Annotated in this window: 13 protein-coding genes; 3 read left to right on the forward strand and 10 right to left on the reverse strand. The window is 64.4% G+C overall.

The window, feature by feature from the left end; genetic code table 11:
- Positions 1–11: 11 nt before the first annotated feature.
- A complete protein-coding gene (locus tag A6B35_RS21430; protein ID WP_006203420.1) occupies positions 12–905 on the reverse strand; it encodes a DMT family transporter in 894 nt (297 codons plus the stop codon).
- A gap of 103 nt (positions 906–1,008) precedes the next feature.
- On the opposite strand from A6B35_RS21430, the gene A6B35_RS21435 reads away from it, so the two are divergent.
- Complete coding sequence (locus tag A6B35_RS21435) at positions 1,009–2,412, forward strand: aminotransferase-like domain-containing protein (protein WP_040583099.1); 1,404 nt, start codon at positions 1,009–1,011, stop codon at positions 2,410–2,412.
- Positions 2,413–2,427: 15 nt separating this feature from the next.
- Here A6B35_RS21435 and A6B35_RS21440 read toward each other — a convergent pair whose 3' ends face one another.
- Positions 2,428–3,321, reverse strand: coding sequence for a LysR family transcriptional regulator (locus A6B35_RS21440; RefSeq protein WP_040583122.1), 894 nt, complete (start codon positions 3,319–3,321; stop codon positions 2,428–2,430).
- Between the two features lie 128 nt (positions 3,322–3,449).
- On the opposite strand from A6B35_RS21440, the gene A6B35_RS21445 reads away from it, so the two are divergent.
- Positions 3,450–4,898, forward strand: a complete 1,449-nt coding sequence (locus tag A6B35_RS21445; protein WP_006203417.1) for an MFS transporter — start codon at positions 3,450–3,452, stop codon at positions 4,896–4,898.
- 4 nt (positions 4,899–4,902) lie between these two features.
- Here the strand turns inward: A6B35_RS21445 and A6B35_RS21450 are convergent, their stop codons facing one another.
- The 3 genes from A6B35_RS21450 to A6B35_RS21460 all read right to left on the reverse strand — a co-directional run bounded on the left by A6B35_RS21450 (position 4,903) and on the right by A6B35_RS21460 (position 7,424).
- The gene (locus tag A6B35_RS21450; RefSeq protein WP_006203416.1) at positions 4,903–5,400 is read right to left on the reverse strand and encodes a MaoC family dehydratase; all 498 of its coding nucleotides are present in this window, start codon (positions 5,398–5,400) and stop codon (positions 4,903–4,905) included.
- Between the two features lie 222 nt (positions 5,401–5,622).
- Complete coding sequence (locus tag A6B35_RS21455; RefSeq protein WP_006203415.1) at positions 5,623–6,051, reverse strand: phasin family protein; 429 nt, start codon at positions 6,049–6,051, stop codon at positions 5,623–5,625.
- A gap of 68 nt (positions 6,052–6,119) precedes the next feature.
- Positions 6,120–7,424 (reverse strand): DUF445 domain-containing protein, encoded by a 1,305-nt coding sequence (locus A6B35_RS21460; RefSeq protein WP_006203414.1) that lies wholly within the window; start codon positions 7,422–7,424, stop codon positions 6,120–6,122.
- A gap of 204 nt (positions 7,425–7,628) precedes the next feature.
- Between A6B35_RS21460 and rirA the strand changes: the two genes are divergently transcribed.
- The gene (gene rirA, locus A6B35_RS21465) at positions 7,629–8,090 is read left to right on the forward strand and encodes an iron-responsive transcriptional regulator RirA (protein ID WP_006203413.1); all 462 of its coding nucleotides are present in this window, start codon (positions 7,629–7,631) and stop codon (positions 8,088–8,090) included.
- Between the two features lie 15 nt (positions 8,091–8,105).
- Here rirA and A6B35_RS21470 read toward each other — a convergent pair whose 3' ends face one another.
- The 5 genes from A6B35_RS21470 to hemP form a co-directional block, all read right to left on the reverse strand.
- A complete protein-coding gene (locus A6B35_RS21470; RefSeq protein ID WP_006203412.1) occupies positions 8,106–8,894 on the reverse strand; it encodes a heme ABC transporter ATP-binding protein in 789 nt (262 codons plus the stop codon).
- Positions 8,895–8,901: 7 nt separating this feature from the next.
- Positions 8,902–10,005, reverse strand: a complete 1,104-nt coding sequence (locus tag A6B35_RS21475; protein WP_006203411.1) for a FecCD family ABC transporter permease — start codon at positions 10,003–10,005, stop codon at positions 8,902–8,904.
- 4 nt (positions 10,006–10,009) lie between these two features.
- Complete coding sequence (locus A6B35_RS21480; protein WP_006203410.1) at positions 10,010–10,906, reverse strand: heme/hemin ABC transporter substrate-binding protein; 897 nt, start codon at positions 10,904–10,906, stop codon at positions 10,010–10,012.
- A gap of 117 nt (positions 10,907–11,023) precedes the next feature.
- Positions 11,024–12,085 (reverse strand): hemin-degrading factor, encoded by a 1,062-nt coding sequence (locus A6B35_RS21485; RefSeq protein ID WP_006203409.1) that lies wholly within the window; start codon positions 12,083–12,085, stop codon positions 11,024–11,026.
- Between the two features lie 9 nt (positions 12,086–12,094).
- Positions 12,095–12,301 (reverse strand): hemin uptake protein HemP, encoded by a 207-nt coding sequence (hemP, locus tag A6B35_RS21490; RefSeq protein WP_006203408.1) that lies wholly within the window; start codon positions 12,299–12,301, stop codon positions 12,095–12,097.
- Positions 12,302–12,403 lie beyond the last annotated feature (102 nt).

Genomic DNA, 12,403 nt, shown 5'->3' on the forward strand with positions numbered 1-12,403 from the left:
GGCCGGCACTATCACCCAACAGTCGCGGGTCGCGGCGCTTCCTGCTTGGCAAACTTCTTCGCTCCGAACACGCACAAGACCACGCCGAGCGTGACGACAATCATCAGCGGGCTGACCTGTTCGTGCAGCAGCGTTGCCGCCAGCGCGAGGCCGAAGAAGGGCTGCAACAACTGCAATTGCCCGACCGCGGCGATGCCGCCTTGCGCCAGGCCGCGATACCAGAACACGAAGCCGATCAGCATGCTGAACAGCGAGACATAGGCAAGACCGATCCAGGCGCTGGAGCCGACGCCGGCAAAGGACGACGGCAACGTCGCAAAGGTCAGTACCAGCATGATCGGCAGCGAGAGCACCAGCGCCCAGCAGATCACTTGCCAGCCGCCGAGCTTGCGCGACAGCGCCGCGCCCTCGGCATAACCCAGCCCGCAGGCGATGATGGCGGCCAGCATCAGACCGTCGCCCACCGCTGAGGCCGTCACGCCCTGCGTCAGGGCAAAGCCTGCGACAAGTGCGCTGCCCAGGCACGAAAACAGCCAGAACGCCGGCCGTGGCCGATCGCCACCCCGCAGCACGCCGAAGATCGCGGTCGCCAGCGGCAGCAGGCCGACGAAGATGATGGAATGGGCCGTGGTGACGTGCTTCAGCGCCAGCGCGGTCAGCAGAGGAAAGCCGACAACCACGCCAAGTGCTACGATCACCAGCGAAAGCAGATCGCCGCGCTCCGGACGTTTCTGCCGGAAGAGGAGCAGCATTGCCAGGCCAAGCAGTCCGGCAATCGCCGCTCTGGCCGACGTCAGGAATGTCGGATCGAAGTCCATCACCGCCACGCGCGTCGCCGGCAGCGAGCCGCTGAAAATCAGCACGCCGATGAAGCCGTTCACCCAGCCGTTCAAACTCTTGTCCATGATCTGCTCCGTTTGCCCTCCCCGTACAGGCTCGGGGGATGGCGCCGCCAGAGACAATGCGGTACAGTTTGGCAAAACTGTTATGGTTCATCGGGGAGTACAGATGGACACGCCTGCTCCAAAAACGGACAGCGGAGGAACGCTTGTCGAAGCGGTCATGGCGGCGATCAGGCAGCGCATCGCCGCGCGCACCCTGACGCCTGGGGCGCGGCTGCCGTCGATCCGGGCCTTTGCCGGCACGATGCAGGTGTCCAAGTCTACGGTGGTCGAGGCCTATGAACGGCTCGCCGCCGAAGGCGCGATCCGTTCCCGGCCTGGTTCGGGCTTTTATGCCGCCGGACCGCTGGCGCCACTGTCACTGGCCGAGATCGGCCCCCGGTTCGACCGCGCCGTCGATCCTCTCTGGGTCTCGCGCCAGTCGCTGGAAGCAGGCGACGACGTGCTGAAGCCCGGCTGCGGCTGGCTGCCGGCTTCATGGATGCCGCAGGCAGGATTGCGCCGGGCGCTGCGCACGGCAGCGCGTGCCGATGATGTTGCGCTCGCCGACTACGGCACGCCACTCGGGCTGCCGCCGCTGCGCCAACTGCTGGCGCGGCGCATGGCCGGCCATGGCATCGAAGCTTCGCCCGACCAGATCATGCTGACGGAATCGGGCACGCAGGCCATCGACCTGCTGTGCCGGTTCCTGATCGAACCCGGCGATACGGTGCTGGTCGACGACCCTTGCTATTTCAACTTCCACGCCTTGCTGCGCGCCCACCGCGCCAAGGTCGTCAGCGTTCCCTATACGCCGTCAGGACCGGACATCGAACTGTTCGCCCAGGCGCTGGCCGAGCACCGGCCGCGCCTCTACATCACCAATTCCGCCATCCACAATCCGACCGGCGCAATCCTGTCGCCTGTCACCGCGCACCGGCTGCTCAAGCTCGCCGACCAGTCGGACCTCACCATCATCGAGGACGACATCTTCGCCGATTTCGAGCACGCGCCTGCCCCGCGCCTTGCGGCGTTCGACGGCCTGAGCCGTGTCGTCCATATCGGCAGCTTCTCCAAGACGCTTTCGGCATCGGTGCGCTGCGGCTTCATCGCAGCACCCCACGACTGGATCGAACAACTCACCGACCTCAAGATCGCCACAACCTTCGGCGGCGGCCGGCTCGCGGCCGAACTGGTGCTGACGCTGCTCAAGGACGGCAGCTATCGCAAGCACATGGACTTGCTGCGAGCGCGGCTTTCGCGCGCCATGGGCGAAACGAGCGCCCGCCTGAAGGCGATCGGCATCACGCCCTGGATCGAGCAGCCGGCCGGCCTGTTCCTGTGGTGCAGCCTGCCGGATGGGGTGGATGCGACAGAAGTGGCCCGCCGTGCTTTGGCCGCCAACATCGTGCTCGCCCCCGGCAATGCGTTCAGCCTGTCGCAGACCGCTAGCCGTTTCTTGCGCTTCAACGTTGCCCAGTCGGGAGACGAGCGGATTTTCACCGCGCTCGAAGCGGCGACGTCGCGTTGATGTCGTGATCACCAGTCAGCGCGAAGACGCGCAAACCTCGCGCACGCAATCGCGCAACCAGCATTGCGTCGGATCAGCGTCGAGGCGCGGATGCCAGAGCATGGAGATGGTGACCTCCACGGTGGTGACCGGCAACGGAAAGCTGAACATGCCGGCACGTGCCCCTTGCGAATGCCGCTCGGGAACGCTGGCGATCAGATCGGAAGCACGCGCCATGGCAAGTGCGGCCGAGAAGCCTGAAACCATGCACACCAAGGTCCGCTGCAATCCGAACTGGCTCAAAGCCTCGTCGATCGGCCCCCTTTCGCGGCCACGCCTGGAAACACTGATGTGGCGGCCGGCCGCGAAGCGCTCCGGTGTGATGGCGCCCTGGCCCAGCGGATGACCGGCCCGCACCACACCGATGAAGCGGTCGCGGAACAGCGCCTGGATCCGCACCTCGGGCCCGGTCTCGCCGGCAACGCCGATCTCCAGGTCAACAGCCGCTTCGCGCAGTGAGGCGACGTCCTTGTCGGACTTTGGTGCGAAGCGCAGCCGAACGCTTGGCGCGTCCGCTTCAATGCGGGCGACAAGCCGCGGACCGTACTCCTCGACGAAGCCCTCATTGGTGCGCAGCGTAAACGTCCTGTCGAGACGTGAAAGGTCGAGCAGGCTCGCCGGACGCAACAACGCTTCCGCGTCCTGAACCACACGTCCTGTCTGTTGTCGCAATTCAAGTGCCCGCGGCGTCGGCACCAGGCCGCGCCCGGCGCGGACCAGCAAGGGGTCGCCCGTCGCCTCGCGCAGGCGCGCCAGCGTCCGGCTCATTGCCGAGGGGCTGAGGCGTAGCTTATCGGCGGCACGCGCCACGCTGCCCTCGGTCAGCAGAATGTCGAGAGCGAAAAGCAAATTGAGATCGGGCAGTGTCATCGGCGGACCATAGCATGACATGGCGTTCCATGCATGGATAAGATGCAAATGCTGCGCCTTCCGCCACATCAGCCAGAAGACTAGATCTCCGACAGCTCCGGTTTGGAGCGAACAGAAAGGAGATCGCCTTGGCAATCGCTGAGCAAAATCGGGACGAGCGCGTAGCGGCGCCGCAACAGACCCAATCCGCAGGCTCGGCGCTGGCAAGCCTTTCGCTTGCCACGCTGCTGTCCTCGCTCGGAACCAGCATCGCCAGTGTCGGCCTGCCCTCGCTGATGCAAAATTTCGGCGCATCGTTCCAGTCGGTGCAATGGGTTGTTCTCGCCTACCTGCTTGCCATCACCACATTGATCGTCAGCGCCGGACGGCTCGCCGACATGTTCGGTCGCCGGCCGTTGCTGCTTGGCGGCATAGCGCTGTTCACGCTCGCCTCGGTGCTGTGCGGCCTGGCGCCGACCCTTTGGCAGCTGATCGCCGCGCGGGCCATACAGGGGCTTGGTGCGGCGCTGATGATGGCGCTGACGCTGGCCTTTGTCGCCGAAACGGTGACCAAGGCCAGGACCGGCAGCGCCATGGGCCTAATCGGCGCCATGTCGGCGATCGGCACGACACTTGGCCCCTCGCTCGGCGGCTTGTTGATCGCCGGTTTCGGCTGGCGGGCGATTTTCCTCGTCAATGTCCCGCTTGGCGTGCTGACCTTCGCTCTCGCCTGGCGTGCCCTGCCGGCAAGCAGCAAGACCGCGCAAGCCGATCGAGGCGAGTTCGACGCGATAGGCACCGTCCTGCTTGCCCTGACGCTGGCCGCCTATGCGCTGGCCATGACGCTTGGCAGAGGCAGCTTCGGCTCCCTCAATATCGGCCTGCTGGCTGTCGCCGGCATCGGCGTCCTTCTGTTCGCCGGCGCGCAGGCGAAGGTGAAAACCCCGTTGATCCAGCTCGCCAGCTTTCGTGACCTCGAGCTGAGCGCCAGCCTCGGCATGAGCCTCATCGTCGCCACCGTGATGATGGCGACCCTGGTCGTTGCCCCCTTCTATCTGTCTCGTGGGCTCGGGCTGGATGCCGCAATGGTCGGTCTTGCGCTGTCGACCGGCCCGCTGATCTCGACCCTGTCGGCGCTGGTGGCCGGACGCCTTGCCGATCGCTTCGGAGCCCACAGGATGATGACTGCCGGCCTGCTCGGCCTCGCCACGGGCACTTTCCTGCTGTCGCTGGCCATGACGAAACTCGGCATTGTCAGCTACGTCGTTCCTATCAGCGTCACCTGCGTCGGCTACGCGCTGTTCCAGACGTCCAACAATGCAGCCGTGATGATGGGTGTCGGTGCCGGCGAGCGTGGCGTCGTTTCCGGCCTGCTCAACCTGTCACGCAATCTTGGTCTGATCACCGGTGCGTCGTTGATGGGCGCCATCTTCGCCGCAGCATCGGCTGGCGGGACGGACGAGACGATATTGGGCTCTGCGGCAGCTGCCCGGGGCATGCAGGTCACCTTCCAGGCGGCTACGGTGCTTGCGCTGGTCGCGCTCAGCCTGGCGGTGCTCTCCTGGCGCACCGTCGCGAAGCGCGAGGCGCAGGCATAGGGCCTCAGGCCCCTGCCCGCTTGCGGCGCTCGTAGAGCATCACCAGCGTCTCGGCGGTCAAGGCCGGCTTCGGCTCGCCTTCGATCTCGACCGTATTGGCGGCCTTCATCAGATACTGGCCGGGACCTTTGTCCTCCATCGACAGGAGTGTCGTGCGCAGCCTGATGCGCGCGCCGACCCGGACCGGCGCCAGGAAGCGCACCTTGTCGAAGCCGTAATTGAAGGCAGCCTGCGTGTTTTCGGGCACGATGCCCATGCCGAGCGCCAGAGCGCCGATGATCGACAGCGTCAGATAGCCATGCGCGATCGTGGTGCGGAACGGGCTTTGCCGTTTCGCTCTTTCAGGGTCGACATGGATCCACTGATGATCGCCCGTGCATTCGGCAAACTGGTCGATGCGGTGCTGATCGACCGTCGTCCACTCCGACACGCCAAGCTCCTGCCCGGCCATCGTCCTCAACTGCTCGAAGGTCGGCGGCGTCCTCGGCCGTGTTTCCGTCATTCCTGCATTCCCGATCGTTCCGCCTGTCTCCGGACCACGAACCGGCAGCCTCTGTCAATTCGCCACGAGCGATTCCACTTCATCATGCTCAGGCCGCGTCAGGGTTCATTTCCGCGCACGAAAAGCCCGCGGCTGAACATTTCCAGGTGCCGCGATGGTCTTCATCCCAAGTTTCGAGGGCAATCGTCGAACCAGGGAAAAACGGCTTTGGTACGGAAACGACTATTTCTTCTCGTAACCGGAGCGGATTTCCGCCATCGCATCCTTGATGCGCTCGCGCAGGATCTCGACGGATTCGGTGCCGGATTTCCTGACCAGTTCGGACACCTCGCCGGCATTCTTCAGCGCGGTTTCGAAGGATTTCCGCGCGAACTCCGCCTGCTTGGCCATCAGTTCCTGCGGATTGCCCGGCGCCCGGTAGTTCTGCGCCATGTCGGCGACTTCGCGCAGCGTGTCCTGCAGCATCTCGCGCTGCCTGGAGAACAGCGAGGTCGCTCCGGCGGCACCGGCTCTCGCCGACTTCTCTAGCGCTTCGAGGTTCTTGCGATGGTGGCTGAGGATCGCTTCTATATCGACATTCGGCACCTTCAGGTCACGGCCGAATCTGCTGAACATGTCCAGGAACGAGTCGGATTCCGGTTGTTTTGCCATAGTCGTTTGCTCCCCAGTCTGCCGCGAATACTAACCCTCATTGAAGAATAGAGCATGACGCGCCCGCGTCAATTGACGAGGAACAATCGCTCTGCCGTATAAAGCGTTATGCCGGCAAGTCCGCCGATGACCATGCCGTTGAAGCGGATGTATTGCAGGTCCCGGCCGATGTTCATTTCGATCAGCCGGGTGAGCTGGCCAAGGTCCCAGCGCCTGACCTGGTCGGCGATGAATTTCGATACGCCGCTCTTCTGGCTTTCGACGAAGGAGGACAGCGCCACGACGAACCCCTGGTTCATATCGGCCCTGATCTGCGCGTCGCTGGCCAAATGGCGGCCGACCTCGACGAACATCGCCGCGAGATGGGCGCGGATCATCGAATTCGGTGCCTTGGCGTCCTGCTCGATGAACAGGCTGAGGCTCTCCCACATGTCGCCGGCCAGTGCCTTCATCTCCGGCCGGGCCAGGAAATCGCGCTTCAGCTGCTCGGCACGCCTGGCATATTGCTTCGACGTCCGCAGCCGCTCGATGAAGGTCCGGGCAAAGCGGTCGAATTCGGCGCGCATCGGATGATCGGGATCGGCCCGCACCTCGTCGAGCAGCGAGCCGGCGGACGCGACGATCTTCTTCAACAGATAGGCGTCGGCGCGAAACAGGTTGAAAAGCGACGGCAGTTCCTCGCGGATCTTCTCGCGCATGGTCGCCAGCGCCTCCTCGTCGTTCAAGAAGCGGCCGATCACCCTTGTGAATTCGTCGAACAGTTTCTGATGGCGGCGGTCGTCGGTCAGTGCCGACAGCAACTCGGCCGCCAGCGGCGCCAGCGGCACCTTGTCGATTTGCTCCAGCATGCGGCTGGTGACGAAACCGCGCAGGCCGGATTGCTCGACCGCTGTGAGCGTTTGCGGCACCAGACGGGCGACGAAGCGCGACAGGCCGGCGGCGCGCTCGGCATCCGCCAGCCAGTCGGCGACCAAAGCCGAAAAGTCGACCTCGGCCAGTTTCTCGCGCACCGGCTCGGGCGCCAGGAAATTGACCTCGATGAAGCGGCCGAGATTGTCGGCGATGCGGTTCTGGTTCTCCGGGATGATGGCGGTATGCGGGATCGGCAGGCCGAGCGGCCGCTTGAACAGCGCCACCACCGCGTACCAGTCGGCCAGCCCGCCGATGGTCGCCGCCTCGGCGAAGGCGGCGACAAAGCCAAGCCATGGATAGGTGCCCTCGAACGACTTGGCCGATGCAAAGACGAGGACGCAGAGCACCAGCGCCGCGGTGGCCGCGAATTTGGTACGCCTCAGCGCCGAGAGCTTCGCTTCGGCATCGATGTCGATGCGAACGGAAGGAGCCGGGGCAAGAACCTGGACTGGTGGTGACATGGGTCGAGCCGCTCCTGATCGGTGTTGCGATCTTATTTAGGATCGGTCCCGGCCAAATGCCCGCGACACGCCATCCGGGTCACAAATGCGCGCGGTCATGCACATAAAGTTGACGAACTTGTTCATCTATTATGCGCCGCCAGTCTGGAATTGTTCCAAGGTATAGGCCATATTGAACCCAAGCTACTGCTTCGTGAGGACAAAATGCGGCTTACGCGCCAGACCAATTACGCCATGCGCATCCTGATGTATTGCGCCGCCAACAGCGATCGGCTGAGCCGCATCCCCGAGATCGCAGCCGCCTATTCGGTGTCGGAGCTTTTCCTGTTCAAGATCCTGCAGCCCCTGGTCGAGCATGGTCTGGTCGAGACGGTGCGCGGCAGGAATGGCGGCGTCAGGCTTGGCCGCGCCGCCGAGCAGATCAGCCTGTTCGACGTCGTGCGGGTGACGGAAGAGAGCTTCGCCATGGCCGAGTGCTTCGAGAACGATGCGGCCGAATGCCCGCTGGTCGACAGCTGCGCGCTGAATTCGGCGCTGCGCGAGGCGCTCAACGCGTTCTTTGCCGTGCTGTCGCGCTATACGATCGCCGACCTGGTGGCGGCGCGCCCGAATGTGCGCCAGTTGCTTGGCATCGACATGCTGGTGCAACGCGCTCCGGCCGCCTGATCCTCTGGCCTGTCGCTAGGCGGCCGACTGCGGCAGCACGAACGGCACGTTGCCCGTCGGCAGCACGCCGACCTTCAGCCGGCAATCGAAGACCTTTTCGATCAGCTCGTCGCTGAGCACATCCTGCGGCGCGCCGGCGGCGGCGAGCCGTCCGCGATGCATGACATGGATGCGGTCGGCATACATGGCCGTCAGGTTGAGGTCGTGCAGGATGGCGATCACGCCACCGCCGCGCCTGGCGAAGTCGCGGGCGATGTTCATGATGATCAGTTGGTGTTTGATGTCGAGGCTGGAAACCGGCTCGTCGAGAAACAGGTAGCGCGGTTTGCCGTCCAGCACCGGTGCCCAGACCTGGCACAACACGCGCGCAAGCTGGACGCGCTGCTGCTCGCCACCCGAAAGCTCCTGGTAGAAACGCCCGGCAAAACCCTCGAGGTCGACGCGCGCCAGCGCCCGTTCGGGCAGCCGCGCATCCTCGCCTGGCAAGACGCCCGAGCGGCCGCCGACAAGGCCAAGCTTGACCACCTCTCGCACCGTGAACGGGAAGGACAGCGTCGTCGCCTGCGGCAGCACCGCTCGCTGCGTCGCGGCCTCGACCGCCTTCATTACCGACATGTCGCGGCCGTTGAGAGCAATGCTGCCCGTATAGGAAAGCTCTCCCGACAGGGCCTTGAGGAAGGTCGTCTTGCCGGACCCGTTGGGTCCGACAATGGCTGCCACTTCGCCTGGCCGCGCCTCGAAATCGACACCGGCAACGATAGGTTTGCCCGCGATCGCCACCGAAACATCCCTTGCCTCGATCATCCAGGCCTCACAGGTCGACAATGCCGCGCTTGCGCAGCAGGATCCAGAGGAAGAATGGCGCGCCGGCGATCGCGGTGACGATGCCGATCGGCAGTTCGGCGGGCGCGACGATGGTGCGGGCTACGGCATCCGCCAGCAAAAGCAGCGAGGCGCCGAGCAAGGCCGAGGCCGGCAGCAGATAGCGATTGTCGGGCCCGATCAAAAGCCGCAGCAGATGCGGCACCACGATGCCGACGAAGCCGATGCCGCCGCTGACCGCGACGGAGGCGCCCACCGCCGCCGAAACACCGACGATCGCCGTGTATTTCAGCCGCTGGACTGGAATGCCGAGATGGCCGGCGGTCGCCTCGCCGAGCGCCAGCGCATTGAGGCCCCGCGCCAGGAACGGCATCGCCGCGAGCGCCAGCCCGATGACCGGCCCGACCGAACCGATCTTCTGCCAGGTCGCGCCGGCCAGTGAGCCGAGCTGCCAGAAAGTCAGGTCGCGCAGCTGCCGGTCATCAGCCATGAAGATCAGGATACCGGTCAGCGCCATGGCAAGCGCCGCCAGCGCGATACCGGCGAGCAGCATGGTGGCAACCGAGGTTTGCCCGCGCCGCGTGGCAACCTGACAAAGCACCAGTGTCGTGGCAAGACCGCCGACGAAGGCCGCCAGCGGCAGCGCAAGCGTACCGAGCAAGGCGGTTACCGGCGCCAGGACTGTCGCGCCAAGCACGATGACAGCAACCGCGCCGAGGCTGGAGCCTGCCGAAACGCCGATGAGGCCGGGGTCGGCGAGCGGATTGCGGAAAAGCCCTTGCATCACCGCGCCCGACACGGCGAGTGCCGCCCCGATCAGCACGCCGAGCAGCACGCGCGGCATACGGATGTCCCAGACGATCAGCTGGTCGCGGGCGTTCAACGCCGCGTCGCCAGGCACCGAACCGAACAGCCAGTCGCCGATGACGCCGACGGCCGAGGCATCGGACGCGCCTGAGGTCAGTGACAGAAAAATCGAGACGCCAAGCGCCAGGCACAAAAGCAGGATGACAAGGCGCGCACGCGCCGAGCGGTCGCCTTCGACTGCCGTCGCCATCCCGCCCGCCACGCCGGCGATCGACTGATCCGCCATCCGCTCAGTCCGTGACCTGGCCGCCATAAAGCGAGACTGCGAGGTCATGGATGGCGTCGGCCGTGCGCGGCCCGAAGCCGAGCAGATAACCGCCATCCATCCGGACCACCTTGCGAGTGATCCCCGCCGGCGTCGAGGCGATGGACGGGTGCGAAAACAACTCGTCGTCGGATACGGCCGGTCCGGCATTCTTCATCATCAGGATGACATCAGGCCTGGCGGTGACGATCGCCTCGTCCGACATTTGCTTGTAGCCGGAAAAGCCCTCGACCGCGTTGACGGCGCCGGCCAGCTTGACTATGCCGTCGGCGGCGGTCTCGCTGCCGGCCGCAAGGATCTTGCCACCCTGTATCGACAGTACGAACAGGATGCGCTTGCGCTCCTTGATCGAAGCGGTCTGCTTCTCCGCCGCCTTCAGCTTGGCGTCGACTTCGGCCGCCAGTGTCTCGGCTTTGTCCTCAGCGCCGAGCGCCTTGCCGACGATGCGTATCTTTTCGAGGATGCCCTCATGGCTGTAGCGCTCCGGCACCTCTATGAAAGGGATGCTGGTTTTCTTCAGCACGTCGACGGCTTCCTTCGGGCCGCTGCCGTGCAGCGCCAGGATTCCCGACGGATTGACCGACAGCACGCCTTCCGGCGACAGCTGACGCATATAGCCGACATCAGGCAGTTGGAGCGCCGCCTCGGGGTAGCGGCTGGTGGAGTCGCGCGCGACCAAATGGCTCTGCTGGCCAAGCGCATAGACGATCTCGGTGATCGAACCGCCGATCGCCGCGATCCTGGATGTGTCGGCAAAGGCGGCAACGGTTTCGCTCGCGCGAGCCGGCGAGACGGCGAGAAGCAGCGAAAGGCCGATCGCCGGGACGAGCGTCGCACGAAACAACCGGGGCAATGAAATCATCGTCATGTTTCCTTAGAGCAATTCCAGGAAAAGCGCCTAGCGGGCTTTCCGCTAGGAATTGCGTAAAAACAAAGAGTTAGAGCGGCTCAACCATTCTATATCAAACGTTGAACCGCTCTAGGCCACGGTCGGGCTTGGGATGCGCGGCAGGTTCTCGGCCAGGAAGCGCCAGTCGTCGCGCTCGCCCTCGCCCTCATGGCGCTTGCCGAAGAACTGGATGATCATCTTGCCGTCGGCACCATAAACCTCGAGCGAAGTCACATGGCCGTCCTTGGTCGGCTTGCGCACCGCCCAGACCTCGTGGATGTGGTCGGTCCGCAGATGCAGATGGAAGGTCTCGTCGAGCACATTGATCCACGGTCCCATCGGCTTGATCGACTTGACCGGGCCGGAATGGATCTGGATGCAGCCGCGATTGCCGACAAAGCACATGATCGGCATTTCACCGGCGGCGGCATGATGGAACATGGCGCTGACAGCGTCGTTGTCGACCAGCCAGGCATAGTCCTGACCGACCATGCGCACTGCCTGGCGGCGGCTGAGCTTGAGCGTCTTCAGCATGCCGAAGAACTGGTGCACATCGGTCAGCCTGCTCCACTGATCGCGCAGATCGTCGACACTGGCAACGGCACCCTGAACCTCGTTCTCCTCCTCGGCGCCGATTGCCGAGACCGCCACGATCGGTTCCTGGTTCGACGATTCCAGCCCCGCCACCAGCTTCTGATAGGCGTAGAGGTTGGATGCGGGTCTGAGATGCACCTTGTGCACGGCTTCGCCGGCCGCGTCGAAGAACTGCAGGCTGCGGCGGATGTCGCCGCCATCGCGCTTTTCGACGGCAAAGCCGTGCGCCCAGACCTTCGGGAAGATGCGCAGGTCGATGTTCTCGCCCAACACCATGGCATTGTGGTTGCCAGTGACGACCTTGTCGTAGATGCCTATCTTCTCGTGCACAGCGCTTTCGTTGCGGGTCAGCGCCATCACCTCGCCAACGGCTTCGAGGCCGGTCAGGAGATCGTTGACGCGCGGCTCGACGCGAACGACGCCTTCGCCGCAATGCGCCGCGACGAGTTCGGCCTCCGAAATGCCGAGCTCGGCGGCGAGATCGCGCTCGCGCGTTTTGGGATTGTCTTCCCGCGCCCGCCGGATTTCATGCGGGGAAGGTTTCACGCGCTGGTCCATGTCGGTACCTTACTTGTTGAGGATAAGCTTGCCCTGGCGGGTGATCTTCAGCCGGTAGAGCGCGCCATGATGCTCGATGCCGATCTCGTGCTCGCCCTGGAACAGCGTGTTGCTGGAGAGCGTCCGCACCGCGAGCGGAACCCGGTCGAAACGGGCTGACGTGTCGTCGGAGCGGCGGACGCGATAGCGGAAGTCACTGGGATTGTGCGTGTTCATCTGGTCGGTCCCTTTCCTGTGCCGGCCACCTGGCCGGGCGCCTGCGTAAAATGCCGATTCATTTCTTGACTTGAATAATCATGTTTACTAGTCAGTGCAATA

Origin of the sequence: Mesorhizobium amorphae CCNWGS0123 (genome assembly GCF_001686985.1) — a bacterium.
Classification (GTDB): Bacteria; Pseudomonadota; Alphaproteobacteria; order Rhizobiales; family Rhizobiaceae; genus Mesorhizobium; species Mesorhizobium amorphae.

Excerpts from the sequence above, each read along its gene's own strand:
- A6B35_RS21430 (WP_006203420.1), bottom strand. The coding sequence starts at position 905 with ATGGACAAGAGTTTGAACGGCTGGGTGAACGGCTTCATCGGCGTGCTG.
- A6B35_RS21435 (WP_040583099.1), top strand. The coding sequence starts at position 1,009 with ATGGACACGCCTGCTCCAAAAACGGACAGCGGAGGAACGCTTGTCGAA.
- A6B35_RS21440 (WP_040583122.1), bottom strand. The coding sequence starts at position 3,321 with ATGACACTGCCCGATCTCAATTTGCTTTTCGCTCTCGACATTCTGCTG.
- A6B35_RS21450 (WP_006203416.1), bottom strand. The coding sequence starts at position 5,400 with ATGACGGAAACACGGCCGAGGACGCCGCCGACCTTCGAGCAGTTGAGG.
- A6B35_RS21455 (WP_006203415.1), bottom strand. The coding sequence starts at position 6,051 with ATGGCAAAACAACCGGAATCCGACTCGTTCCTGGACATGTTCAGCAGA.
- A6B35_RS21460 (WP_006203414.1), bottom strand. The coding sequence starts at position 7,424 with ATGTCACCACCAGTCCAGGTTCTTGCCCCGGCTCCTTCCGTTCGCATC.
- rirA (WP_006203413.1), top strand. The coding sequence starts at position 7,629 with ATGCGGCTTACGCGCCAGACCAATTACGCCATGCGCATCCTGATGTAT.
- A6B35_RS21470 (WP_006203412.1), bottom strand. The coding sequence starts at position 8,894 with ATGATCGAGGCAAGGGATGTTTCGGTGGCGATCGCGGGCAAACCTATC.
- A6B35_RS21475 (WP_006203411.1), bottom strand. The coding sequence starts at position 10,005 with ATGGCGGATCAGTCGATCGCCGGCGTGGCGGGCGGGATGGCGACGGCA.
- A6B35_RS21480 (WP_006203410.1), bottom strand. The coding sequence starts at position 10,906 with ATGATTTCATTGCCCCGGTTGTTTCGTGCGACGCTCGTCCCGGCGATC.
- A6B35_RS21485 (WP_006203409.1), bottom strand. The coding sequence starts at position 12,085 with ATGGACCAGCGCGTGAAACCTTCCCCGCATGAAATCCGGCGGGCGCGG.
- hemP (WP_006203408.1), bottom strand. The coding sequence starts at position 12,301 with ATGAACACGCACAATCCCAGTGACTTCCGCTATCGCGTCCGCCGCTCC.